The following is a 22,892-nucleotide window of genomic DNA, read 5'->3' as shown; positions in this document are numbered from 1 at the left end:
TAAGGGTCCGCTCGACCGACGCCCACGGCTCCTTCCCGTCGACCTGCGACCCGTCCGGGCAGGTGCGCCGGTAGTCGCACCAGCCGCAGAGGGTGCCCGGGGTGGTGGGGAACGCCTCGTCGGGGTCGCCTCCGTCGGCGACCGCCCGTTCGGCGGCCATGATGTCCCGGGCCGCCGCCTCTGCCCGGGACACCTGCCGGGCCAGCGACTCTGCGGTGTGGTCGTGTGCGGCGACGGTCCCGGTGGGCAGGTGGTGCAGCTCCACCCGGCGACACGGGCGGCGGAACACCCGCTCGGCGGCGTACGCGTAGAGGGCCAGGGCCTGTGATCCCCGGGCGTCGTCGGCGTCCAGCCCCGACCGGCCCGTCTTGTAGTCGACGATCGCCAGCTCCGGCCCGTCCGGGCCGGTCCGGGAGTCGATCCGGTCGGCCCGCCCGTTGAAGGCCAGGACCGAGGTCTTCACCGCCACCACCCGCTCCACCCCGAGCGGCTCCACGCCCGGCTCCAGGGCGCCGACGTAGGACTCCAGCCAGTCCGAGGCCCGCCGGAAGGCGGCCCGTTCCTGCTCGTCGTCGCGGTACCCGTCACGGACCCAGACGCCTTTGAGCAGCGCCGCCATCGCCTCCGGTCGACGCCGGTCGGTCGGGAGGGCATACCAGTTCTTCAGGGCGGTGTGCACGCTCGCGCCGAGGGAGTTGTGCGCCCACGGCGGCCCCTTCTGCGGGGCGGGCCGGTCGACGTAGGAGTAGCGGTACCGGCGGGGACAGTCGGCATACGTCCCGAGTCGACTCGGTGTGCAGACGAACAACCGCTCCGGCATCCCCTCGAAGCCGAGCTGCTCGGACTGGTCGGCCCGGGGACGGGGGGTCCGTCGACCCGTCGAGGAGGGACGGCTGTTCGAGGTGGGTCGTCGCACCCCTACGATCCTGCCATCCCGGTACGACACGGGCATCCGGTGACCCGCCGGGGTCGGACCCACCCGCCGGGCGTACCGGGGTCGGACCGGACCCGCCGGTACCGGGGTCCGGTGACCCGCTCGGACCGGATCAGACCTGCTGGGCGTACTGGGTGACGAAGGCGAAGACCGCGTCGGCGATGAGCTGTACGGCGATCGCCGCCAGGAGCAGACCGGCGATCCGGGTCAGCACCTCGATCCCGCCCGGCCGCAGCACCTTGACGATCCCACCGGAGAAGCGCAGCACCACCCAGACGGTCACCATCACCGCGACGATCGCCGCGCCGATCGAGGCGTAGTCACCGGGGCCGTCGCCCTGCTGTACGAAGAGCATCGTCGCCACGATCGCCCCCGGCCCGGCCAGGAGCGGGGTGCCCAGCGGCACCAGGGCGATGTTGGAGGTGGCCTGTTTCGTCGGGTCGTCGGTCTTGCCGGTGAGCAGTTCCAGGGCGACCAGGATCAGCAGGAGCCCACCGGCGGCCTGTAACGCGGGCAGGTCCACGTGCAGGTAGGCCAGGATGGTCTGCCCGGCGACCGCGAAGATCACGATGACGCCGAGCGCCAACGCCACCGCCTGCCAGGCGGCCCGGTTCCGGTCCCGGGCCGACAGCGGACCGGTCAGGGCGAGAAAGATCGGCATCATGCCCGGTGGGTCGACGATCACCAACAGGGTCACGAACACCGCGCCGAACAGCTGCACATCCACCCGGACACGGTATCGGCGCCCTGGGCAGGGAAAATTCAGGTCAACCGGTTGCGACCGGGGTCACCCCACCGGCCTCGTCGAGGATCCGCTCGTACGCCTGCGGCGCGGTGGTGAACGCGCCGAGCCGGACCGTCTTGTGGGTGCCGTGGAAGTCCGACGACCCGGTCACCAGCAGGCCCAACTCGGCGGCGAGGCCCCGCGCGTGGGCCTGCTCGGCCGGTGACTGGTCCTCGTGGTCGGCCTCCAACCCGGCCAACCCGGCGGCGGCGAGGTCGGCGATCAACTCGTCGGGCACGATCGGCCCCCGACGGCTGGCCCGGGGGTGGGCGAAGACCGGCACCCCACCGGCCGCCCGGACCGACTCCACCGCCCGGAACACGTCGATGTCGTCCTTGGGCAGCCGGTACCGCTCGCCCAGCCACTGCGGGGCGAAGGCCTCGGCGGTGTCGGCGACCAGACCGGCCCGGATCAGCGCCGCCGCGATGTGCGGTCGACCGACGGTCCCCCCGGCGGCCCCGGCCAGCACCTGCGGCCAGCTCACCTCGACGCCGTCGGCGCGCAGCAGCGCCACCATCCGCTCGGCCCGGGTCTCCCGGGCGATCCGTACCCGCGCGAGCTCCGCCACCAGCTCCGGGGACTCCGGATCGAACAGGTACGCCAACAGGTGCAGCGACAGCGCCGGTTCGACGCCGTGCCAACAGCAGGACAGCTCCGCCCCCCGGACCAGGCTCAGCCCGGTCGGCAGGGCGGCCACGGCCGGCGCCCACCCGGCGGTGGTGTCGTGATCGGTGATCGCCACCACGTCGAGGCCGGCGTCGGCAGCGGCCCGGACCAGCTCCGCCGGGGTCAGCGTGCCGTCACTCGCCGTCGAGTGGGTGTGCAGGTCGATGCGGGGACTGGTGATCACGATCCGACCGTACCGGGCTCGCCCGACGGCTTCCTCGACCACCGCCGGTCACGGGTGGCTCGGAGTGACCACCAGCCGCCCGGTCACGGGTGGCTCGGGGTGACCACCACCGGCGGGTGTTCCGGCCCCGCCCCGGCCAGGCTGGTCGAGGTGCCCCGGTCACCGGCGAGCACCCGGTCGACCCGCAGCCGGACCAGGTTGCCCGCCCGGTCGGCGTAGAGGGCGGTCCCCGGCGGGGCCCAGGCCACCGCTCCGGTCAACGGCGGACCGGCCGGGTGCACTCCCGGTGCCTTACCGAGGGTGTCGAGATCCACCAGGACCGCCCCCGCCTCCCCGTCCGGACCGTTGACGAGCAGCCAGCGCCCGTCGGCGGAGACCGCCCCGTGCCCGTCCGGACCGAGCGGCACACAGCCGGGTCGACCCTCGACCCCTCCGGTGGGACCGAGCAACGCCAGGCAGGACCGGCCGTCACCGCCGACGACCTGACCGACCAGCCGCCCGTCCGGACGACCGCCGTAGACGTACCGGACGGACCCGTCGAGGTCGCGCGGCGGCCCCTCGGCCGGTCGCCAGCCGGCCACGCCCGGCCGTTGCGGGTCCCGACGGACCAGGACCGTGTCGCCGACGACGCCGACCGGTTCGACACCGTCGGCCACCGGGGTCCCCGCGGTCGCCACCAGCTGCCCGGCGACCACCCCGGCGGTGTGGAGCTGCCCGCCGTCGCGCCACGCCACCCGTCGACCGTCCGGGGCCGCCACGATCGTCGCGGCTCCGGCCAGGAGCACACCGACGGTCCCGTCCGAGCCGACCGACCAGAGGGTACGACCGGCAGCGGTCGCCCCGCCCAGGAGCAGCCACCCGGTGTCGTCGGCCATCCGCTGGGCCCGCTCGACCGGGCCGACCCCGTCCAGTTCGATCTGGCGGCCCTCGGTGGTGCCCAGCGAGGTGCCGACGATCAGGTCCGCCTCGGCGCGTACCGCCCCGACCGCCGGGGGTTGCGGACCGACGGAGACGGCAGTCGAGGGGCCGAGGGGATCACCGATGAGCACCGGCGAGTCCGGCCCGGTCGACCCGCCCCCGATCTGCGCCACCCCGGTACTGACCACGACGGTGGCGACGGCCGCCAGGGCCACCCCGGTCAGGGTGCGCCGCCGCAGGGTCCGGTTGGCCCGGCGGATCGCCCGGTCCGCCGGGTCGACGGGCAGCGGTCGGGGCAGCTCGGCCTGTCGCCGCAACGACTCCCGTACCGCCCGTTCCAGCTCGTCGGGCTGGTCGGGTTGGTCGGGGACCAGTTGGTCGTCGGGGGGTACCGGCCGGTCGGGGGTCCGGCCCGTCACCCCGCTCACCGGGTCTCCACCCCGGTCGGTACGACGGGACCGGCGAGCGCCGGGGCCACCTGTTGTACGGGGGTCCGCAGCCGTTGACCCACAGTCGGGACCGGTTCACTCCGGCGGACGGGCGTGGCGGATGCCGGGTGGGCCGGGAAGTCGGGGACCAGTTGGTCGCCCAGGCGGCGGCGCAGGGTCGCCAGTGCCCGGGCCGTCTGACTCTTCACGGTGCCGGTGGAGATCCCGAGCAGGGTCGCCGTCTGCGACTCCGACAGGTCCTCGTAGTAGCGCAGGACCAACACCGCCCGTTGACGGTTGGGCAGCATCCGCAGGTGCTGCCAGAGCAGGTCACGGTCGAGTCGGCGCTCCATCTCGTCGACGGCTGCCGACTCGGGCAGCACGTCGGTGGGGCGCTCCCCGTGCCACCGACGTCGCCACCAGCTCGTCGAGGTGTTCACCATGACCCGTCGGGCGTACGGCTCGACGGCGTCGATCCCGCCGAGCCGCCGCCACGCCAGGTACGTCTTGGTCAACGCGGTCTGCAACAGGTCCTCTGCGGTGGCCCAGTCCCCGGCGAGCAGGTACGCCGTCCGCAACAGCGCGGCGGATCGGGCCGCGACGAACTCCCGGAACTCCTCCTCCAAGGGGTCCCTGGTCGTCACCGCACACCTCCGTGCCCCGCCGCCGCGCCGAAGCCGTCTCCCGGACCGTCAGGCGCCGTCGTCGGCCTTCGCCTCGTCGGCTTCCTTGCCCAGCCGCGCCTCGACCGCCTGCGGCTCGTACATCTCCTCGACGACGCGCAGGTAGAGCTCGTTGGGGTTGGGCAGGTTCTTGATCTCGCGGAGGGCCTGGTCCTGACCGGCGGACTCCAGGACGAAGGTGCCGTAGTTGAGGGCCCGGCCGGTGGGGGACTGTTCGTACTTCATGTCGGTGACCCGGGCCAGCGGCATCATCGCGACCTTGCGGGTGATGATGCCGTTGACCACCATCACCCGTTTGTTGGTCAGGATGAACCTGTCGTACCACCAGTCGGCGACCCGCCAGGCCACCCACCCCATCACGGCGAACCAGACCAGTACGGCGACCGTGGTGAGGGCGCCGACGTCCTGCCCGGCGAGGAAACCGGAGAGGTAACCGAGGACGAAGGTGGCGGCGACGCCGACCAGGACCGGGGTGGTGAGGTGGATCCAGTGCCGCTTCCACTCCCCCCGGTACCGCTCGGTGGGGAACAGGTAGCGGGCGACGAGCGAGCTGGGCTCGTCCTCCAGGGGCAGCACCCGGCGGGGGCCGAGCGGCATCCCGGAGGCGTCGACCCGAAGGCCCGCCAACTCCTCTTCGGAGATGCTGGGGGGCTGGTAGTCGGGCTCGGGATCACGGACCCACGTCTGGCCGGGCCGCTCCTCGCCGGAGTAGCCCGCGCGGTCGCCGTACCCGATGTCGTCGGAGAAGACGGGGCGGTCGCCGAAGCCCGACTCCGGACCGTCCTCACGGTAGCGAGGGATCGGCTCGGTGTCGTGTTCCCGGCGGGCCCGATCCGGGTCGTCAGGGTCGAAGGGTGGACCCGAGGGGCTACCCATCGGTGGCTAGGCGACGATGCTGGTGAAGAAGTCGCCGAAGCCCTCAGCGATGTCCACGATGCCGCCACCGAGCGACTTGAAGACGTCCGCTGCCGAGTTCGGTCGGTAGGCGACGAAGAAAACCAGGAATGCGATACCGGCCCAGGTGAGAACCTTCTTGACCATGGCGGTCCCATCCTCTCGCGCGGCGCCGGGTTCGATTACCGCAGCGGCACCCACAGTATCAGCAAGGTGTCGTACAGTGAATATCTGCGTCCTTTCTCCGACACCTGAGGCAGGTTGTCAAGCCCTGTCCTAGATCGAGGCCACTCTGCCTCGATCGACACGACTCGGTCAGGCCCTGCCCTGCAGGTACGGAGACGGTGCGCCGTACACGAGTTCGGGGGGTGTCCACTCGGTAAGGTCGTGCAACACGACGTCCTCCGCGAGCAGATGTCCCGCACTCGCCGGCCAGGCTATCGCATGAAGCCACATTCCCCGAGCTTCTCCGGCGTACGCGCTTCGATCGTCACGGGACTCCACGACCCACAGTGGAGTGGGGTGACCGGCCACTTTGATCTTTGCGGTGCTGCGGTGTCCCGGATGGCGGGGACCCGGATCACGGAGTGCTTCGACCAGCTCAGGGCCGGGGTCGGGGCCGGTCGTCCCGGCGAACCTGGTGCCCAGTCCGACGCCCGGTTCCTCGGCGACGAAGAGCAGATCGGCGGGGCCACCGCCGAGGGGGGCGGGGCCGGCACAGGCCACCGCTGTGGCCCGGATCCCACCCCTGTCGTCACCGGCGTACGCGACACCGGTGAGCGTCCAGCCCGCCGGCAGCGGCCAGGGACACCACAGCGGCACCCCGGGACGCGACGGCGGGTCGACGTCGGCGGCGAGGCGGTCGACGACACTCGCCACGATCTCCGCACCGATGTTCCGGGGCACGTGAAACGGCGGGACCGGCCCGCAGGCCAGACAGCGCGACTCGGAGTGCATCAGGTCCGCCGGCCGTACCGGCCCGCCACATCTTGGACAACTCACCGCGACGCTCACATCTCCACCGTTCTCCTGTCCAGCCGCCCCGTCAAGCCTGGCGGCGGATCCGGTTCACCGACGGGTGACGTCGGAGCAGGTCAGGACGGTGGAGGACCGGCGTGTGCGCGTACCCAGGCATGCATGGCGATCCCACTGGCCACCCCGGCGTTGATCGATCGGGTCGAGCCGTACTGGGCGATGGAGAAGAGGTGGTCGCAGGCGGCCCGGGCCGGCTCGGACAGGCCCGGCCCCTCCTGACCGAAGACGAGCACGCAGCGGCGCGGCAGGACGGCGGTCTCCAGCGGGCGGCAACCGGGCAGGTTGTCGATCCCCACCACCGGGAGCCCCTGCCCCGCCGCCCAGTCGACGAACTCCTCGATCGTGTCGTGGTGTCGGACGTGCTGGTAGCGATCGGTCACCATCGCGCCACGCCGGTTCCACCTGCGCCGTCCGACGATGTGCACCTCGGCGGCGAGGAAGGCGTTGGCGTTGCGGACCACGGTGCCGATGTTGAAGTCGTGCTGCCAGTTCTCGATGGCGACGTGGAACCCGTGGCGGTGCCGGTCCAGGTCGGCGACGATCGACTCCCGGCTCCAGTAGCGGTACCTGTCGACCACGTTGCGCCGGTCGCCCTCGGCGAGCAGCTCGGGGTCGTAGCGGGGGTCCTCCGGCGGGTCGCCCGTCCACGGGCCGACACCGACTTCAAGCTGCTCATCGGTCACGGGGACAACAGGTTACGGCACGGCGGTCACCCGGGTGCCGTCCGTGCTCGCTGGCGACGGGCACCGTCCGTGCCCGCAGGCATTCGGGCGGCCGTCCGTGCTCGCGGGCAGCCGGAGCCGGTGGACGACGACGCCGGGGCCGGTGCGGTGTTCAGCGCAGCCGCAGTGCCCGGCCCAGCCGGTCCAGGAAGAGTCGGTCGTCCGCGCCGGGCGGCTCCTGCGCGGCGACGACGGGGGGCACCACCCGGCGGACCCGGGCCGCCACCGACTGCACCCACTGCCGGTAGGCGGCCGAGTCGGCCGGATCGGCGCGGCGGTGCAGCACCCGGGTGGCGACCCGGGCGGCGGCCAGCAGGTCGCCCGGAGCGGCCGAGGGCACCCGCTGCGGGGTTCCGGCGTCGTGCCGGGCGTAGATGGCGGCGGCCACGGCACGGACCAGCTCGCTGTCGAAGGACCGACCCGCGGCCACCGCCTCCAGACCGGCGAGACCGGCCGCGACGCCGGGGTCGGCCCGACCGGGACCGGGTACGGCGGCGACCACCACGGCCCGCCCCGGCAGTTCGGTGAGCAGATCCCACTCGGCGGGGGTGTACGCGGCGACGGCGAGCGGTGCGACGGGCCGGTCGGCCGAGGGCGGCTCGGCGGGGACGGAGTGGCTCATGCGGACCTCCGGCGTCAGCATATGTGCCGATTCCGACGGAGGCGGGATGCGGAGGCAAACACGTCGGGGGGCTGATCCGAGTCGCCGGGTTCGTCACCCGGCGGGGGTCGTGGTCACCGCACGAACCGGGTGCAGACGCAATGAGCGGCGGGGCCCTCCCCGGCACCCGCCGCCCACGCTCTGATGGGGAAGATTCTGCCCCAGCCCGACGCCGCACCAACAGAGACCGGGGTCACATTTATCTTTTCGTAACAATACGAAGAGTCACGGAGATCGATTCTCACCGCGATCTCCGCAGGTCACATCCACCCTCGTCAGCAGCGAAGTTACCGGTCCGCACCCCCTTGACAGGCCAGGGGACCTGGAAACGCTCCCATCACCCGTGGTCACGCAATTGCGTACTGCACTTGCCAACCGCCAACCACCGGCCACACCGACGTACGTCGATGATTTCGGTGGCTTCCGGAGCGCTCCGGGCGTTTCACCACCGCCGGTCCGGGAATTCTCGGACACCCCCCTGTCGTTTGAGGGGGCGTAAACGAATCTGCGGTGATCGGAGAGGCAATGGCAACCGTTGAGCTGACCACGGCGAACTTCGACGAGGTGACCGGCAAGGACGGCATCGTGCTCGTCGACTTCTGGGCCGAGTGGTGTGGCCCGTGCAAGCGGTTCGCTCCGCTCTACGAGCGCTCCTCGGAGAAGCACCCGAACATCGTCTTCGGCAAGGTGGACACCGAGACCCAGCAGGAACTCGGGGCCAAGTTCGACATCCGCTCCATCCCGACCGTGATGGCGATCCGGGACGGAGTGATCGTCTTCTCCCAGCCGGGTGCGCTGCCGGAGTCGGCGTTGGAGAACCTGATCGAGCAGGTCGAGGCGCTGGACATGGACGACGTCCGCAAGAAGCTGTCCGAGCACCAGCACTGATCGTCGACCGGTGACGGCCGGGTCGGTCCCGCCCCGCGCGGGAACCGGCCCGGCCGTTCGTCGTTCCGGTGGCGATCGGCGTGAATTCCCGGACCGGAGCGGACAAACCGACCGAACGGACGTACCCGTCACCACCGGGTTACGCGTAGCGTCAGCGCCCCATGGAGACACTGACCACTCGGGGCCGGGCCCTGCGGCTGGGTGCCACCGCGCTCGGCCTCGCCCTCCTGCTCGCCGGCACCGTCTGGGGCAGTGACGACCACTTCCCCTTCGGGCCGTTCCGGATGTACGCCACCTCCAACCCCCCGAACGAGCCCGCCCCGGACACCAGGGTCGAGGGCGTCGACAGCGACGGGGCCCTCGTCGACCTCGGCCAGGACGCCACCGGCATCCGTCGGGCCGAGATCGAGGGACAGCAGAGCTGGTACGTCGCCGAGCCCGAACGGCTCCGCGAGGTGGCCGACGCGTACGCCGACCGGCACCCCGACGCGCCGGCCCTGGCAGAGGTGCGGATCGTCGTCAGGTGGCACGGCATCGCCGACGGCCGCCCGACCGGGACGTACCACGACGAGACCGTCGTCCGGTGGCAGGCGGGCACCCCGTGACCCGGTGGTTGACCGAGCCGGTCCCCCGAGGCCGGGTGGCGGCCTTCCGTACCCTGGTCTATCTCTTCGTCGCCGCGGACCTGGTCTTCTTCACCCCGTGGATCCGGACCCGGGTCAGCGTGCCCGGGAGTCTCTACGAGCCGCTCTTCGTCGGCCGGATCCTCCCGCTGCCCACCCCCACCCCCGCCCTGGTCTCGGTGGTCTTCTGGCTGCTGCTCGGGGTGGCCCTGCTCGCCGCCTCCGGGCGACTTCCCCGGCTCCTCGGCTGGTCGGTCTTCCTGCTCTACTTCGAGTGGATGATCATCGCGATGAGCTACGGCAAGGTCGACCACGACCGGTTCGCCCTGCTCGTCGCCCTGGCCGTGCTGCCCACCGCCGGCCGTGCCCGGCACGGTGACGCCACCCGCACCGAAGCGGGGGGGTGGGCCCTGCGGGTCACCCAGATCGCGGTGATCTGCACGTACTTCCTGGCCGCCTGGGCCAAGCTGCGCTTCGGCGGGCTGGACTGGCTGACCGGGTCGGTGCTGGCCCGCGCGATCATCAGGCGCGGCACCGAACTGGCCGACCTGATCGCCGCCGTGCCGTACCTGCTGATCGTCGCCCAGATCGGGATCGTCGCCTTCGAGCTGCTCAGTCCGGTGGTCCTGGTGCTCCGGGAACGCTGGCGCCTGGCGATGGTCGGGTTCTTCTACTCGTTCCACGCGGTGACCATGGCGACGATCACCATCTCGTTCGCCCCGCACCTGGTGGCCATGGCCGCCTTCCTGCCGCTGGAACGGGTCCGACCGGTGCACCTGCTCCGGCGACTGATCGGCGCGGACCGCCGAGGACCGGGGGCGGACGACAGGTCGCCCGCCCCGGTGGACGAACCGTCCCTCGCGGGGGCGGGCGACGACAGGGGCACCGCGCCGTCGGTCCGCCCCGGCTAGCCGGGCCGTCGGCTCGGCGGCGGGTCAGTCCCGGTGGGCGGAGGGGACCGCGCAGGCAGCCGTACCGCCGGGCATCCGGTGCCGGTTGCGGGCCACCCACCGGTACACCGGCCAGGCCAGCGCGCGTACCGGTGGGAGACGCAGCACCGCCCCGGCCGCCCGCCAGTGCGCGGAACTGGCCCCGAGGAGCCGGGCGATGGCGTCCGGCCCTGCGGCCCGGGTGCCGTCCACCCCGACCCACCACACCGACTCCCCGCACTCGGCCGCACTCAACCCCAGCTCGGTGAGGTCGGCGAACTGCCACGCGACGACGGTGAACGGACCGGGGATGTGCCGCCCGACGAACTCCGCGCAACGCGTACAGAACGCGCAGTCGCCGTCGTAGACGAACGTGGACGTCTCCATGCCCCCATTGTCGCACCGTGGCGGTACGAGGTCCGGCGGCGAGCGCCCGGGCGGGCTACAGTCGCCAGGTGCGTACCGCCCAGCAACTCCTCGCCGACTCCGCGGTGATCGCCGTCGTGGGCGCGTCCCGGAACCCCGGCAAGGCCGCACACCGGGTGCCCGCCGAGATGCAGCGGTACGGCTGGCGGATCATCCCGGTGAACCCGACCGTCGACGCGCTCCTCGGGGAACCGGCGTACCCGACCCTGGCTGACATCCCGCACCCGGTCGACCTGGTGAACGTGTTCCGACCGGCGGCCGACGCCGTCGAGGTGGTCCGGGAGGCGGTGGCGATCGGCGCACCGGCGGTCTGGTTGCAGCTCGGGATCGTCTCGGCGCAGGCCCGACAGATCGCCGAGGAGGCCGGAATCGACTACGTCGAGGATCGCTGCCTGATCGTCGAACGGGCCGCCGCCGGCCTGACCCGACTGTCCTGACGACCTCTCCCGGGGCGGGCGAATCCGCCCTCGGCGGCCCGCCGCGGCGGTAGCGTCGACCGGGGAGCCGTAGGCGTCGAGGGGGCAGGCGTGAGCCAACCACCAGGATCCGACCGGCCCGACCGGCGTCCGACGGACGGGGAGCAGCCGCCGTCACCGTACGAGCCGTCGGCGGGGCACGGGTCACACCAGCACTGGGGAGAGCAGCCCCCCTACGCCCCACAGGTCCCCTACGGACAGTACGGTCCCCCGTCGGTGGGCGGCACCAACGTCATGGCCGTCCTGTCACTGATCTTCGCCTTCGTGTTCGCCCCGGCCGGGATCGTTCTCGGTCACCTGGCCAGACGACAGATCCGGCGCAGCGGCGAACAGGGCGACGGACTGGCCACCTGGGGGCTGATCCTCGGCTACGTCTTCACCGCGCTGTACGTCCTCGGCTGCATCGGGTGGGTCGCAGTGGTGTTCTGGGCCGGATCCGACGGGGGCACCGGGTCGTACCGGTGAGGGGCGGCACCGCCACGGACGCCGCCCGTCGGACGGTCAGCGGAACTCCGCCTCCCGGACGCTGTTCCCACCGTCCACCACGAGCATCTGACCGGTGATGTACGAGGCCGCCGGAGAGCACAGGAAGGTGATCGCCGCAGCCACCTCGTCGGGGGTGCCGGAGCGGCCGACCGGGGTGCCGAGCCCCTGCTTGATCTCGGCCATCGTGGACGCGGCGGTGTGGATGGTCCCCGGAGCCACGGCGTTCACCGTCACCCCGTCGGCGATCATCTCCATCGCCAGGGCCCGGGTCAGCCCGACCACCCCCGCCTTCGCCGCCGCGTAGGCCGCCTCGGTGGGCAGGGCGTTGACCGCCCCCGCCGTCGCCGCCAGGTTGACGATCCGACCCCACCCCCGCTCGGCCATCCCCCCGATGAAGGCCCGGCTGCACAGGAAGGCGGTGGTCAGGTTCCGGTCGATCTCGCCCCGCCACTCGTCGTAGCTCAGCTGAGCCACCGGGCGGAGGATCTCCGGGCTGGCCCGGCTCGCCAACCCGGCGTTGTTGACCAGCACCTCGACGTCGCCGAGCTGCTCGGTCACCGCGTCGGCGAGGGCACCGACCTCCGACTCGTCGGTCAGGTCGGCGACGAAACCGGTGACCCCCAGCTCACCTGCGCGCTCGTGGATCCGCCGGGTGGTGGAGACGATCGCCACCCGCGCCCCGAGGTCGGCCAGTCGACGCGCGGTGGCGTACCCGATGCCGTCCGGACTGCCCGCGCCGGTCACCAACGCGACCTTGCCGTCCAGGCGCAGGGTCACCGGCTCCGGCAACGCCAGCGGCTCGTCCGGTCCCGCCCCGGCCGAGGTGTTGAGGCCCCGGGTCCGTCGGGCGAACCCGGGACGGCTGGCGTCCCGTCTGGGTCGGCTGCCGGAACGGTCCGCAGCTCGCGCGTCAATCGCCATGACCGCGATCCTGCCCGGTCACGGCGGCCCGGGCAACGCGGCACCCGGTGGCGCGCTGACCGAGCTTCGAGGAGCGTCGCAGACGGATTGAGCGGTGCTGGCTACCCTGACGGCGCTACCCCGCATCCGACGGAGACCCCATATGACGAACCCCTCGCCCGACAACTGGTCCGACCCGACGGCGGTCACCCCACAGTCGTCGGCACCGCAGCCGCAGTCCGCCCCGCCGCTCGACCCGACCCTCATCGCGCCCCAGCACTCCTACACCCCCGGGCAGGCGTCCATCCCCGCGCCGCCCGCCGACCCGGAGCCCTCCTCGCCGGCCCCCGCCGACCAGGCCGCGTATTCGCCGGCCGGACCGGAGGCGTACGCCCCGGTGAGCAAGGAGGCCCACGCACCGGCCGACCCGTACAGCGGCGCGCCCGCCCCGGCCAACCCGTACAGCGCGGCACCCGCCCCGGGCTTCGACCCGTACCAGGCCGCCGGGTACCCGCCCGGTGCACCCGGATACCCGCCCGGCGGCTACGGGTACGGCTACCCCCCGGCGCCCCGGACCAACAGCCTGGCCATCGCCTCGCTGATCCTCTCGCTGGTCGGCATCGCGTCCTGCATCACCGCGCCGATCGGCGCGATCCTCGGGCACATCGCCCAGAAGCAGATCCGGGAGACCGGTGAGGGCGGCGAGGGGTTCGCCAAGGCCGGCATCATCGTCGGCTGGATCATCACCGCCTTCATGGTCCTCGTGATCCTCCTCTACGTGGTGCTCATCATCTTCGCGATCGTCGGCAGCACCACCGCCGTCGGCACCGCCCCCTGACAGCCGACCACCCCTCGCGTACCGTCGGAGGGTCGCCCGTCGACAGGTGGGTGACCCTCCACCTCGACGCCGGCGGCCCACCCCCGCGGCGGGCCCGGTCCGGGCCTGCCGGGTCCGGGAACGTGCGCTGTCGGACCGTCGGCTCAGGCCAGGCAGAACTCGTTGCCCTCGGGGTCGGCGAGGGTCACCCACGAGTACGGCCCCTGCTCGCCCCGGTGCAGGAAGGTCGCACCCCGCTCGGTGAGCCGGGTCAGCTCCTCCTCGATCCGGTCGGCACCCACCCGGACGTCGAGGTGGACCCGGTTCTTCACGGTCTTGCCCTCGGGCACCACCTGGAAGAGGACCCGTCGACCGTCGTCGGGGTGGACGATCGCGGCACCGGACCGCCAGACCAGTTGCCCACGGTGGACGGTCGTCTCCTCCTCGGTGACCGCCCCCTGGTCGACCAGGCCCCTGATGAACGCCTCGTCGGTGGGCTCGACCCGCCAGCCGAGCGTCTCCGCCCACCATTCGGCCAGCTCGTGGGGGCCTGACGAGTCCACCGTCACCTGGAAGTCGTATGCCATGACGTACGGTAACCGACGCCACCGACATCGGTCCCCGTGTCGAGCCCTGCCGGTCGACGCTCCAGCGGGTCGGGGTACGTCCGACGGTCAGCGGTCGATCCGGGTCGGTCCGCCCGGCGGTCGACGTTCCAGCGGGTCGGGGTACGCCCGGCGGTCAGCGGTCCAACGGGGTGGGGTCCGTGGGAACCGGGGCCGGGGTGACCCGACGGCCGGCGCGCGCCCCGCCGAGCACCACCACCGCCACCCCCACCGTCAGCAAGGCCAGGCCGGGCAGGGCGGTGATCCGGGGCAGCTGCCCCAGCCAGGCCCACGCGATCAACGCCGCACCCGGCACCTCCAGCAGGATCAGCACGCTGACCGTGGTCGCCGAGACCCGCCGCAGGGCGAAACTGAACATCGAGTGCCCGAGCAGTTGGGCACCGGCCACCAGGGCGAGTACGGCGGCCCAGGTGCCCACGTCGTACCCGCTCAGGGGCACCCCACCGACCAGGCAGACCAGCAGCAGGACCAGGGCGCACACGCCGTAGCAGATGGTGGTGTAGGTGGTGGTGCTGATGCTGACCCGGGCCCGTTCGCCGAGTGCCGTGTAGACCGCCGCGAACAACCCGCCGACCACGGCGAGCAGGTCACCGGCGAAGGCGCTGGCCGAGACGACGAAGTCGGCTCCGGAGGCGACCACCGCCCCGCAGACCGCCACCCCGATACCCACCCAGACCAGCCCCGGGAGCCGACGTCCCTGGGCGCGGGCGATGAGCCCCTGCCAGACCGGCTGGGTGGCGACCATGGCGGTGGCGGTGGCCACCGAGGTGAGCTGCACCGCCGGCATCCAGGTGGCGAAGTGGGCGGCCAGGGCCACCCCGGACAGGACGCAGAGCAGGCCCTCGCGACGCCCGGCCCCCCGGACCAGGTCCCGGAACTCGACCCGCCGACGGGCCAGGGAGTAGGGGCCGAGCACGGCCAGCGCGAGCGTGTTCCGCCAGAAGGCGACAGCGAGCGCCGGAGCGGCGGCGTACGCGACGAGGGGCCCCGAGGACGAGACCGCGACGACGGCGAGGGCGAGGGCCCCGGCGGTCACCGGATCCAGCGAGGGGCGGGAGACGACAGACAGCACGATGGGAAATCCTCACACGAGACGGAGAGCTACCGCTCGGTTACGATCTTTCCGACCCGCCGGCGGCCCTCCCCCTCGACGCCCGGAGCGATCTCCCGTGCCCAGATTCAAGGCTGTTCTCTTCGACTTCTTCGGCACCCTCACCCACGCCGTCCAACGCGGCCGAGCCCACCGGGGCACCGCGGCCCTGCTCGGATGCACCACCGACCGGCTGGCCGAGGTGCTGGACCGGACCTTCTACGAACGGGCCACCGGACAGCTGGGCAACGCGGAGGCGACACTGCGCTGGGTCTGCACCCAGGCCGGCGTCGACCCCTCGGCGGGCGCACTGCGGGCGGCGCTCGCCTCCCGGCACCTGGCGATCCGGGCGGACACCCGACTACGCGCCGAGGCGGTGCCCACCCTGGCCGCGCTGCGTCACCGGGGCATCCGAACCGGGGTGGTCAGCGACTGCACCCACGAGCTACCGGCGTTCCTTCCGCAGCTGGCGGTCGGGCCGCTGCTGGACGTACGGATCTTCTCCGTCCAGGTGGGGCGCTGCAAGCCCGACGCGGCGCTGTACCTGGCCGCCTGTCGGCACCTCGGCCTGGCCCCGGAGCAGTGCCTGTACGTCGGTGACGGCGGCAGTCAGGAGCTGTCCGGGGCGCAGCGGGCCGGACTGACCGCCCTCCGGTTGGCCGCCCCCGACCTGGCCGGGCACCTGGTGTTCAATCCGGAGATCGCCTGGCCCGGCCCGGTGCTGCAGTCGCTCAGCGAGGTCGTCGACGTCGTCGACGGGATCGACGGCTCCCCGCCCGGGCGCAGGCGGCGCCGGTCAGCGGCGGCGGACCCGGTGCAGCCGGAACGGCTTGCGGGTCGCCCGGAGCACCGGGGCGTCCCGCGGCGGCTCGGCCAGGGAGCCGTCCGGGAGGTCCTTCCCCGCCGACGGTTCCCCGGCCGGTGACAGCCGGCTCAACGCACACCCCTCGGCGGCCCACCGGGCCACCAGGTCGGCGCTGCTGCCGGAGGCGTTCAGCCGCTTCGCCGCCACCACCGGGGCGGTCTGGTCCCAGTCCTCGGTGCCCGGCAGGATCCGGGTCACCCGGGCGGGCCAGGTCACGATCCGGCCGCCGTGGTCGCCACGCAGGCTGACCTCGGCCCGTTCGGCGTCGGCGAGCCCGGGGGCCTGCTGCTCCCCCGGCCCGCTCACCACGACCAGCGCCCCCTCCGACGCCACGCACCACAGCGCGTACGCCGGGCAGCCGGGGACCTTCACCCAGGCCACCGCCGCCTTCTTCATCGCCTCGTCGACGAGGGGGTCAGCCCCGGTGGGGGACCCGGCCGTCCGGTCAGTCATCGCCTGCCTCCTGTCGTACCCGACTCGGCGCTCAACCCACGAAAGGTGGGACGACGATCTCGCCCCGGGCGATCGGGACCACGTTCCCGGTCACTGTGGCACCCAGGGCCACCCCGCCACCGGCGGTCACCGTACAGGCCAGCACGGAGGGGCGGTTCAGTTCGGCGCCCTGGAACACCGTGTAGTTCGAACGGCCGTCACCGGGCAGCAGACCACTGGCGACCAGCCACACCCCCAGCCCGAGGGCCGCCGAACCGGTGGCCGGGTCCTCCGGCACACCCAGCCCGGGAACGAAGACCCGGGCGTGGGCGGTTTGCGATTCGGCGTTCCAGGAGAAGACGCTCACGTGCTCCACTCCGTACCGTCGTGCCGCCGCCGAGTTGACCCGCGCCCGCGCCACCGCGTCCGGGCGGACCGGAAGGTAGGGGAACTCCAGACCGCAACCGGCCACCCGGGCCGCCGGACCCACGTGGTCGTCGCTGGTGAGCCCGGCCATCTCCAGCAACGGTTCCGGCCCCAGTTCGGGGCCGAGGGTGGGGATCCCGCCGGTGAGGGTGGCGCCGTCCTGGCCCACCTCGATCTGCATGACCCCGGCCCCGCACTCCTGCGCGACCTGACCGGCGGCGAAGAGCCCCCGGCGGGTGGCGGTGACCGCCGCACCGATGCTCGGGTGCCCGGCGAAGGGCAGCTCGGCGGCGGGGGTGAAGATCCGGGCCCGGTAGGTGACCCCGACCTGGGTCGGTGGGAGCACGAACACCGTCTCGGAGAGGTTGAACTCCATCGCGAGCGCCTGCATCTGTTCGGTGGCGAGCCCGTCTGCGCCGAAGACCACCGCCAGGGGGTTTCCGGCGAAGGGGCGGTCGGTGAAGACGTCCACGATCTCGTAGGCCAGGGTCGACATGCTGACAGACACTAGGCCCTTAGGCTGGTGCCCGTGAGCGCGCCGAACCGGGTCTACCTCGCCCGCCTCGCCGGCGTCACCGTCTTCGACCCGAACGGTGACCAGGTGGGCCGGGTCCGTGACGCGGTGGCCCGGATCCGCCCCGCCCAGCAGCAGCCCGAGGTGGTCGGCCTGGTGGCCGAGATGCCGATGCGGCGACGCATCTTCCTGTCCATCAACCGGATCACCACGATCGAGGCCGACGCGGTCGTGTTGGGCAGCGGAACCCTCAACCTGCGCCGGTTCGAGAAGCGCCCCAGCGAACTGCTGGTGTTGGAGGAGATGTTGGACCGGCGGGTGCAGCTCGAACCGAACGGCCAGGCCGCGACCGTGGTCGACGTGGCGATGGAGCGCGCCCGGGACGGGGAGTGGTCGCTGACCCGGGTCGCGGTCCGGGAACAGACCGGCCGGTTGTCCCGCCGGGGCAACCTGCACCAGGTCGAGTGGGACCGGGTCCCGGGGCTGACCGGGGTCGCCGACGCCCGGGGTACGGCCAACCTGCTGGCCGTACTGGAGGAGATGCGTCCGGCGGACCTGGCCAACGCCCTCCAGGACCTCCCCGACACCCGCCGTAACGAGATGGCGGCGGCACTGGACGACGAACGCCTCGCCAACGTGCTCAGCGAGTTGCCCGAGCGGGACCAGGTGGAGATCCTCGCCGCGCTGGACCGGGAACGCGCCGCCGACGTCCTGGAGGAGATGGACCCGGACGACGCGGCGGACCTGCTCAACGAGCTGCCCCAGCCCGAGCAGGACATGCTGCTGGACCTGATGCGTCCGGGCGAGGCGGACCCGGTACGCCAACTGTTGAAGTACAACCCCGGCACGGCCGGGAGCGTGATGACCTCCGAACCGGTGATCATGCCCCCGGACGCGACAGTCGCCGAGGCCCTCGCCCGGATCCGGGAACCGCAGCTCTCGCCAGCCGTGGCCGCCCAGGTCTTCGTCGCCCGGCCGCCACTGACCACCCCGACCGGGCGGTACCTGGGCATGGTGCACTTCCAGGCGCTGCTGCGGGAACCCCCGGCCGACCTGCTCGGCGGGGTGGTGGTCAACGACATCGACCCGCTGCGCCCGGACACCCCGCTGCCGGAGGTCACCCGCCGGATGGCCACGTACGACCTGGTCGGCATGCCGGTGATCGACCAGAACAACCGCCTGGTGGGCGCGGTCACCGTCGACGACGTCCTGGACCAGTCCCTGCCGCCGGACTGGCGGGACCGGGACAACCCGACCGAACCGACCCTGACCGGACCGGCCCTGGACGGCGGACATGGCTGAGCAGCACCGGCCGCAGCGACTGGACCAGCCGCGCGAGCCACGCGGGTTCCGCCTGCCCCGGATCGACCCCGAGGCGTTCGGCCACTGGTCGGAGGGGATCGCCCGGGGCATGGGTACGGCGATGTTCATCGTCTACATGACGGTGGTCATCGGCATCTGGCTGGGCTGGAACACCCTGGCCCCACCGGACTGGCGCTTCGACCCGTACACCTTCACGTTCCTGACCCTGGTCCTGTCGTTGCAGGCGTCGTACGCGGCACCGCTGATCCTGTTGGCCCAGAACCGTCAGACGGACCGGGACCGGGTGGCGTTGGAGGAGGACCGACGGCGGGCCACCATGCAGAAGGCGGACACGGAGTACCTGGCCCGGGAGGTCGCCGCCCTGCGGATCGCGATGGGCGAGGTGGCCACCCGGGACTTCCTCCGCTCGGAGTTGACACGACTGGCCGAGGAGCTGGACGAGGCGAACGAGCGACGGCAGCGCCTGGAGCGCCGCCAGCAGGACCGGGTGCCGCAGCGGGGCCGTTCGGGCGACCCGCTCGACGAGCCCCGCGACGACGGGTGACCGACCCGGGGCAGCCGCACGGTGCCGCCGGCGGTGGACGGGCACGAAGACGCCGCCTGCCTCAAGGGGCGTAGGCGGGCGGCGTCTGTGGGGATCGTCCCACCGGTGGGGCCACCCCGTCCACCCCCGGACGGCTGTCGGTTCGCGGGGTGCGGGCGTCGATCGACCGGGTGGGCACCGATTCACGGGGCGGGGACGTCGATTGGCGCACACCGCCCCCGCTGGTCGTGGCCCCTGACGACGGCCGACGTAGCATTGCGGGCATGTCAGCACCTGTCAGCACCCTCGCGGATGCCATCCAGGCCGCCCTGGCCACCGTCGACGACCCGGAGATCCGGCGGCCGATCACCGACCTGGGCATGGTCCGTTCCGCCGAGGTGGGCGACGACGGGGTGGTCCGGGTCGAGCTGCTCCTCACCGTGGCGGGTTGCCCGCTCAAGGACAAGCTGCGCGGCGACATCACCGCCGCCGTCGGTGCGGTCCCCGGGGTGACCGGTGTCGAGATCGAGTTCGGGGTGATGAGTCAGGAGCAGCGCCAGCAGCTCCAGGCGAAGCTGCGCGGTGGCAGTGCCACCGAGGAGCCGGTGATCCCGTTCGCCCAGCCCGGCTCCCGCACCCGGGTGTACGCGGTCGCCAGCGGCAAGGGTGGGGTCGGCAAGTCCAGCGTGACAGTGAACCTGGCCGCCTCGCTGGCCGCCCGGGGGCTCTCCGTCGGGGTGGTCGACGCGGACATCTACGGACACTCGGTACCTCGGATGCTCGGCGCGGACGGCCGACCCACCCGGGTCGAGGACATGATCATGCCGCCCGAGGCGAACGGCGTGAAGGTGATCTCCATCGGGATGTTCACCGCCGGCAACGCCGCGGTGGTGTGGCGGGGTCCGATGCTGCACCGGGCCCTTCAGCAGTTCCTCGCCGACGTCTTCTGGGGCGACCTCGACGTCCTCCTGCTCGACCTCCCCCCGGGCACCGGCGACGTCGCGATCTCCCTGGCCCAGCTGCTGCCGACCTCGGAGATCCTGGTGGTGACCACCCCGCAGGCCGCCGCCGCCGAGGTGGCCGAGCGGGCCGGGGCCATCGCCCTGCAGACGCACCAGCGGGTGGTCGGGGTCATCGAGAACATGTCCTGGCTGGAACTGCCGGACGGTTCCCGGATGGAGATCTTCGGCGCGGGTGGCGGACAGACCGTCGCCGACTCGCTGAGCCAGACCATCGGGTCGCAGGTTCCGCTGCTCGGGCAGATCCCGCTGGACACCCGGGTCCGGGAGGCCGGCGACGCGGGCGCCCCGATCGTGCTGGCCGAGCCGGAGTCCCCGGCCGCGAAGGCCCTGTCCCAGATCGCCGACCGGCTCGCCGTCCGCCGGGAGTCGCTGGCCGGGCGGCCGCTCGGACTCACCCCCTCCAGCCGCTGACCCACACCCCCGCACCGGTGACGGTGCGGGGGTCCCTCGTCAGGTGACGTCGTCGAAGTTCTCCCGACGCGGAGCGGGAACCGGCGTCACCGGCGGGGCGGGGGTGGTCTCCCGTGCCTGCGTGGCGACCGGCGACCGGGGGTCGACGTTCGCCGCCACCTGCTTCAGCTCGTCCTGCACGCCGGTGACGTCCTTGCGCAGGTCCTCGTAGAGACTCTGCACCGGCTTGCGGATCGCCTGCTCCTCCTCCTCGGAGAGCAGGTGCTTGCGGATGAAGGCCTTCGGGTGCAGGTCCTCCAGCTTGATGTCGGTGCCCAGTTCCCGGCTCAGGTCCGTGGTCGCGTTGGTGGCCATGTTGCGCAGGTTGCGCACCATCCGCAGGCCGTCGCTGATCACGTTGGGCAGCCGGTCCCCGAAGATCAGCAGCGCCAGTAGCAGTAGCGCCCCGATCTCCCACCAGTTCAGGTTCTCGAACACTGCCTGAGCCTCCTCGTCGGCGTCCTGGCAAGGGTACGCACGTCACAGGGGGGTCGGGGAGGGGGTGAAAGGTCGCTACTTGACATCCGCGGCCAGCGTCACCGAGGCGTCCTGCCGATCCGATCCGCGCCGGTACTCCACCGTCACCACCGAACCCGGCGCGAACTTGCGGACCAACGCGATCAGGTCACTCGGCTCGTTGGTCGGCCGTCCGGCGACCTTCAGGACCACGTCACCCGTGCGCAGGCCCGCCCCGGCCGCCGGTCCAGAGGGCTCCACGGCGGTCAGGCGTACGCCGTTGCCGTTGGTCCCGCCGGGTCCACCGACCTGCGCGCCGATCACCGTACGCCGGGCCTTGCCGGTGCCGATGATGTCCTGGGTGATCCGTTTGGCCTGGTTGATCGGGATGGCGAAGGCGAGGCCGATGTTGCCCGCCTCCTGCCCCTCGGAGACCAGCGACTTGATCGTCGAGTTCACCCCGATGACCCGACCGGCCCCGTCGACGAGCGGTCCACCGGAGTTGCCGTGGTTGACCGCCGCGTCGGTCTGGATCGCCGCGTAGTAGCGGACCGGCCCGCCCGGCTCCCCGGCCTGCATGGTCCGGTCCAACGCGCTGACGATCCCGGCGGTCACCGTGTTGGCGAGCGACAACGGCGAACCCATGGCGAGCACCGGATCACCGACGGCGAGCGAGTCGGAGTCGCCGAACTCCACCGGCCGCAACCCGGTCCGGGCCACCTTGATCACCGCGATGTCCGACTCCGGGTCCTGGCCGACCACCGTCGCCGAGGCGGTGCTGCCGTCGTGGAAGATCACCGACGCCCGGCCCGACCCGCCGGTCACCACGTGGTCGTTGGTGATCACGTGTCCGTCCCCGCTGACCACGAAGCCTGATCCCTCGCTGGTCCCGCCGACCCCGGTCACCCGTACGGTCACCACGCTGGGCAGGACCCGTTCGGCGACCCCGGCCAGCGACTCCGGGCGACGCTGGGCCAGCGAGGGCGGCTCACTGGACCCGGCGCCCAGGACCGTGGGGGCACCGGCCCCGCCGCGTACCGCGAAGGCGTAGCCCAGGGCACCGCCCAGGCTCCCGGCGAGCAGTGCGGTGATCAGGGGGATCACCAGGAGGTGCCGCAGCGTGGTGCGGCCCGGAGCGTCCGGGTCGGTGACCGGCTCCGGCTCGCTGCCCCGCGTCGACGGGGCGCTGAGCACCACCGCCGTCGGCGCTGACGGATCCCGCCACGGGTCGGCCAGGGCGTCGGACCACCAGGGCGACGCCCCACCGGGGGCACCCGCGCCACCGTAGGGGGCCGTCGGGGCGCCCGGAGCCGACGGCCCACCGGAGAATCCGGAGACCCGGTAGGGAGCCCCTGGGGCCGCTCCCGACCCGTACGGATGGACCGGCGCGCCCGGATAGGCAGTCTGCTGCCCCACCGGCATGCCCGGGTGGGCGGCGGGCTGCCCCACCGGCATGCCCGGGTGGGCAGTCTGCTGCGTCGTCGGTACGCCCGGCGTCGGGCCGGGCGGCGGAGCGGTCGGATGATCGGAACGCCCCGTCGGAGGCGCTCCGGCCTCGGACGGTGGTCCCGTCGGCGGCCCTGCCGGTGGAGAACCGGGTGCCGGCTGTCCCGCCGGTGCCCCAGTTGTCCCGGGCTGGCGCCAGTCCCAGCCGTCGGTCACGTCGGTGCCTCCCACTTGTGTCCCCTGGTGCCCCACGCCGCGGGTCTCG

General features: G+C 72.7%; 26 protein-coding genes and 2 pseudogenes. 10 read left to right on the top strand and 18 right to left on the bottom strand.

All coding sequences use genetic code 11. The annotated features are described in order from the left end of the window. Window positions 1–7: 7 nt before the first annotated feature. The 10 genes and pseudogenes from WHN02_RS08140 to WHN02_RS08095 form a co-directional block, all read right to left on the bottom strand. A pseudogene (locus tag WHN02_RS08140) lies at window positions 8–820 on the bottom strand (RecB family exonuclease); the annotation flags it as partial. Between the two features lie 226 nt (window positions 821–1,046). Then, a complete protein-coding gene (locus WHN02_RS08135) occupies window positions 1,047–1,661 on the bottom strand; it encodes a MarC family protein (protein WP_350895891.1) in 615 nt (204 codons plus the stop codon). 40 nt (window positions 1,662–1,701) lie between these two features. Next, window positions 1,702–2,565 (bottom strand): PHP domain-containing protein, encoded by an 864-nt coding sequence (locus WHN02_RS08130; protein WP_434743866.1) that lies wholly within the window; start codon window positions 2,563–2,565, stop codon window positions 1,702–1,704. A gap of 86 nt (window positions 2,566–2,651) precedes the next feature. Further along, complete coding sequence (locus WHN02_RS08125) at window positions 2,652–3,914, bottom strand: hypothetical protein (protein ID WP_434742777.1); 1,263 nt, start codon at window positions 3,912–3,914, stop codon at window positions 2,652–2,654. After that, window positions 3,911–4,558: a SigE family RNA polymerase sigma factor gene (locus WHN02_RS08120; RefSeq protein ID WP_434742776.1), complete on the bottom strand. Its 648-nt coding sequence runs from the start codon at window positions 4,556–4,558 to the stop codon at window positions 3,911–3,913. The genes WHN02_RS08125 and WHN02_RS08120 overlap by 4 nt, the downstream gene beginning before the upstream one ends. Before the next feature lie 48 nt (window positions 4,559–4,606). Then, window positions 4,607–5,473 (bottom strand): PH domain-containing protein, encoded by an 867-nt coding sequence (locus tag WHN02_RS08115; RefSeq protein ID WP_434742775.1) that lies wholly within the window; start codon window positions 5,471–5,473, stop codon window positions 4,607–4,609. Between the two features lie 6 nt (window positions 5,474–5,479). Further along, window positions 5,480–5,638, bottom strand: coding sequence for a hypothetical protein (locus tag WHN02_RS08110; protein ID WP_169807035.1), 159 nt, complete (start codon window positions 5,636–5,638; stop codon window positions 5,480–5,482). Window positions 5,639–5,806: 168 nt separating this feature from the next. Then, window positions 5,807–6,448: a DUF6758 family protein gene (locus tag WHN02_RS08105; RefSeq protein ID WP_434742774.1), complete on the bottom strand. Its 642-nt coding sequence runs from the start codon at window positions 6,446–6,448 to the stop codon at window positions 5,807–5,809. Window positions 6,449–6,585: 137 nt separating this feature from the next. Next, window positions 6,586–7,209: a TrmH family RNA methyltransferase gene (locus tag WHN02_RS08100; protein ID WP_434742773.1), complete on the bottom strand. Its 624-nt coding sequence runs from the start codon at window positions 7,207–7,209 to the stop codon at window positions 6,586–6,588. A 151-nt stretch (window positions 7,210–7,360) separates the two neighbouring features. Further along, a complete protein-coding gene (locus tag WHN02_RS08095) occupies window positions 7,361–7,891 on the bottom strand; it encodes a hypothetical protein (protein ID WP_434742772.1) in 531 nt (176 codons plus the stop codon). A gap of 543 nt (window positions 7,892–8,434) precedes the next feature. Between WHN02_RS08095 and trxA the strand changes: the two genes are divergently transcribed. From trxA to WHN02_RS08080, 3 genes are all read left to right on the top strand, one after another. Continuing rightward, a complete protein-coding gene (gene trxA, locus WHN02_RS08090) occupies window positions 8,435–8,797 on the top strand; it encodes a thioredoxin (RefSeq protein WP_434742771.1) in 363 nt (120 codons plus the stop codon). A gap of 161 nt (window positions 8,798–8,958) precedes the next feature. After that, window positions 8,959–9,402, top strand: coding sequence for a hypothetical protein (locus WHN02_RS08085; protein WP_434742770.1), 444 nt, complete (start codon window positions 8,959–8,961; stop codon window positions 9,400–9,402). Further along, entirely contained in the window at window positions 9,381–10,331 is a 951-nt protein-coding gene (locus tag WHN02_RS08080) for an MFS transporter permease (RefSeq protein ID WP_434742769.1), read from the top strand. Before WHN02_RS08085 ends, WHN02_RS08080 begins: the two co-directional genes overlap by 22 nt. 24 nt (window positions 10,332–10,355) lie before the next feature. Here WHN02_RS08080 and WHN02_RS08075 read toward each other — a convergent pair whose 3' ends face one another. Then, window positions 10,356–10,736, bottom strand: coding sequence for a thiol-disulfide oxidoreductase DCC family protein (locus WHN02_RS08075; RefSeq protein WP_434742768.1), 381 nt, complete (start codon window positions 10,734–10,736; stop codon window positions 10,356–10,358). A 68-nt stretch (window positions 10,737–10,804) separates the two neighbouring features. On the opposite strand from WHN02_RS08075, the gene WHN02_RS08070 reads away from it, so the two are divergent. Together WHN02_RS08070 and WHN02_RS08065 are read left to right on the top strand one after the other, a co-directional pair. Further along, entirely contained in the window at window positions 10,805–11,212 is a 408-nt protein-coding gene (locus WHN02_RS08070) for a CoA-binding protein (protein ID WP_434742767.1), read from the top strand. Window positions 11,213–11,302: 90 nt separating this feature from the next. Beyond that, a complete protein-coding gene (locus WHN02_RS08065; protein WP_434742766.1) occupies window positions 11,303–11,716 on the top strand; it encodes a DUF4190 domain-containing protein in 414 nt (137 codons plus the stop codon). A 36-nt stretch (window positions 11,717–11,752) separates the two neighbouring features. On the opposite strand, the gene WHN02_RS08060 is transcribed toward WHN02_RS08065, so the two are convergent. Then, entirely contained in the window at window positions 11,753–12,658 is a 906-nt protein-coding gene (locus tag WHN02_RS08060; RefSeq protein WP_434742765.1) for an SDR family NAD(P)-dependent oxidoreductase, read from the bottom strand. Window positions 12,659–12,800: 142 nt separating this feature from the next. On the opposite strand from WHN02_RS08060, the gene WHN02_RS08055 reads away from it, so the two are divergent. Next, window positions 12,801–13,475 carry a DUF4190 domain-containing protein gene (locus tag WHN02_RS08055; RefSeq protein WP_434742764.1) on the top strand — a complete coding sequence of 225 codons (675 nt, stop codon included), beginning with the start codon at window positions 12,801–12,803 and terminating at the stop codon, window positions 13,473–13,475. Window positions 13,476–13,618: 143 nt separating this feature from the next. On the opposite strand, the gene WHN02_RS08050 is transcribed toward WHN02_RS08055, so the two are convergent. Further along, window positions 13,619–14,041, bottom strand: coding sequence for a VOC family protein (locus tag WHN02_RS08050; protein ID WP_434742763.1), 423 nt, complete (start codon window positions 14,039–14,041; stop codon window positions 13,619–13,621). Window positions 14,042–14,195: 154 nt separating this feature from the next. Continuing rightward, window positions 14,196–15,152: a DMT family transporter gene (locus tag WHN02_RS08045; RefSeq protein WP_434742762.1), complete on the bottom strand. Its 957-nt coding sequence runs from the start codon at window positions 15,150–15,152 to the stop codon at window positions 14,196–14,198. Window position 15,153: 1 nt separating this feature from the next. Between WHN02_RS08045 and WHN02_RS08040 the strand changes: the two are divergent. Next, window positions 15,154–15,759, top strand: a pseudogene (locus tag WHN02_RS08040) (HAD family hydrolase); the annotation flags it as partial. Between the two features lie 207 nt (window positions 15,760–15,966). Here WHN02_RS08040 and WHN02_RS08035 read toward each other — a convergent pair. Continuing rightward, a complete protein-coding gene (locus WHN02_RS08035; protein ID WP_434742761.1) occupies window positions 15,967–16,488 on the bottom strand; it encodes a hypothetical protein in 522 nt (173 codons plus the stop codon). Window positions 16,489–16,519: 31 nt separating this feature from the next. After that, on the bottom strand, window positions 16,520–17,389 hold the full coding sequence (locus WHN02_RS08030; RefSeq protein ID WP_434742760.1) for a PhzF family phenazine biosynthesis protein: 870 nt from the start codon (window positions 17,387–17,389) through the stop codon (window positions 16,520–16,522). Window positions 17,390–17,422: 33 nt separating this feature from the next. Here WHN02_RS08030 and WHN02_RS08025 point away from each other — a divergent pair, with 33 nt between their 5' ends. The 3 genes from WHN02_RS08025 to WHN02_RS08015 all read left to right on the top strand — a co-directional run bounded on the left by WHN02_RS08025 (window position 17,423) and on the right by WHN02_RS08015 (window position 20,686). Next, a complete protein-coding gene (locus tag WHN02_RS08025; RefSeq protein ID WP_434742759.1) occupies window positions 17,423–18,709 on the top strand; it encodes a magnesium transporter MgtE N-terminal domain-containing protein in 1,287 nt (428 codons plus the stop codon). Beyond that, the gene (locus tag WHN02_RS08020) at window positions 18,702–19,274 is read left to right on the top strand and encodes a DUF1003 domain-containing protein (protein ID WP_434742758.1); all 573 of its coding nucleotides are present in this window, start codon (window positions 18,702–18,704) and stop codon (window positions 19,272–19,274) included. Before WHN02_RS08025 ends, WHN02_RS08020 begins: the two co-directional genes overlap by 8 nt. Before the next feature lie 263 nt (window positions 19,275–19,537). Next, window positions 19,538–20,686: an Mrp/NBP35 family ATP-binding protein gene (locus WHN02_RS08015; protein WP_434742757.1), complete on the top strand. Its 1,149-nt coding sequence runs from the start codon at window positions 19,538–19,540 to the stop codon at window positions 20,684–20,686. 39 nt (window positions 20,687–20,725) lie between these two features. On the opposite strand, the gene WHN02_RS08010 is transcribed toward WHN02_RS08015, so the two are convergent. Together WHN02_RS08010 and WHN02_RS08005 are read right to left on the bottom strand one after the other, a co-directional pair. Then, window positions 20,726–21,163, bottom strand: a complete 438-nt coding sequence (locus WHN02_RS08010; protein ID WP_434742756.1) for a preprotein translocase subunit TatB — start codon at window positions 21,161–21,163, stop codon at window positions 20,726–20,728. Between the two features lie 75 nt (window positions 21,164–21,238). Then, window positions 21,239–22,636 (bottom strand): S1C family serine protease, encoded by a 1,398-nt coding sequence (locus tag WHN02_RS08005; RefSeq protein WP_434742755.1) that lies wholly within the window; start codon window positions 22,634–22,636, stop codon window positions 21,239–21,241. Between the last annotated feature and the right edge of the window lie 256 nt (window positions 22,637–22,892).

The organism is Micromonospora sp. SH-82 (assembly GCF_051132485.1).
Taxonomy (GTDB): domain Bacteria; phylum Actinomycetota; class Actinomycetes; order Mycobacteriales; family Micromonosporaceae; genus Micromonospora.
Note: the sequence above shows the minus strand (reverse complement) of the source record. Positions and strands in the feature narration are given on the sequence as shown.

Excerpts from the sequence above, each read along its gene's own strand:
- WHN02_RS08020 (WP_434742758.1), top strand. The coding sequence starts at position 18,702 with ATGGCTGAGCAGCACCGGCCGCAGCGACTGGACCAGCCGCGCGAGCCA.
- WHN02_RS08015 (WP_434742757.1), top strand. The coding sequence starts at position 19,538 with ATGTCAGCACCTGTCAGCACCCTCGCGGATGCCATCCAGGCCGCCCTG.
- WHN02_RS08075 (WP_434742768.1), bottom strand. The coding sequence starts at position 10,736 with ATGGAGACGTCCACGTTCGTCTACGACGGCGACTGCGCGTTCTGTACG.
- trxA (WP_434742771.1), top strand. The coding sequence starts at position 8,435 with ATGGCAACCGTTGAGCTGACCACGGCGAACTTCGACGAGGTGACCGGC.
- WHN02_RS08030 (WP_434742760.1), bottom strand. The coding sequence starts at position 17,389 with ATGTCGACCCTGGCCTACGAGATCGTGGACGTCTTCACCGACCGCCCC.
- WHN02_RS08035 (WP_434742761.1), bottom strand. The coding sequence starts at position 16,488 with ATGACTGACCGGACGGCCGGGTCCCCCACCGGGGCTGACCCCCTCGTC.
- WHN02_RS08055 (WP_434742764.1), top strand. The coding sequence starts at position 12,801 with ATGACGAACCCCTCGCCCGACAACTGGTCCGACCCGACGGCGGTCACC.
- WHN02_RS08050 (WP_434742763.1), bottom strand. The coding sequence starts at position 14,041 with ATGGCATACGACTTCCAGGTGACGGTGGACTCGTCAGGCCCCCACGAG.
- WHN02_RS08110 (WP_169807035.1), bottom strand. The coding sequence starts at position 5,638 with ATGGTCAAGAAGGTTCTCACCTGGGCCGGTATCGCATTCCTGGTTTTC.
- WHN02_RS08085 (WP_434742770.1), top strand. The coding sequence starts at position 8,959 with ATGGAGACACTGACCACTCGGGGCCGGGCCCTGCGGCTGGGTGCCACC.
- WHN02_RS08105 (WP_434742774.1), bottom strand. The coding sequence starts at position 6,448 with ATGCACTCCGAGTCGCGCTGTCTGGCCTGCGGGCCGGTCCCGCCGTTT.
- WHN02_RS08115 (WP_434742775.1), bottom strand. The coding sequence starts at position 5,473 with ATGGGTAGCCCCTCGGGTCCACCCTTCGACCCTGACGACCCGGATCGG.
- WHN02_RS08095 (WP_434742772.1), bottom strand. The coding sequence starts at position 7,891 with ATGCTGACGCCGGAGGTCCGCATGAGCCACTCCGTCCCCGCCGAGCCG.
- WHN02_RS08060 (WP_434742765.1), bottom strand. The coding sequence starts at position 12,658 with ATGGCGATTGACGCGCGAGCTGCGGACCGTTCCGGCAGCCGACCCAGA.
- WHN02_RS08005 (WP_434742755.1), bottom strand. The coding sequence starts at position 22,636 with ATGCCGGTGGGGCAGCCCGCCGCCCACCCGGGCATGCCGGTGGGGCAG.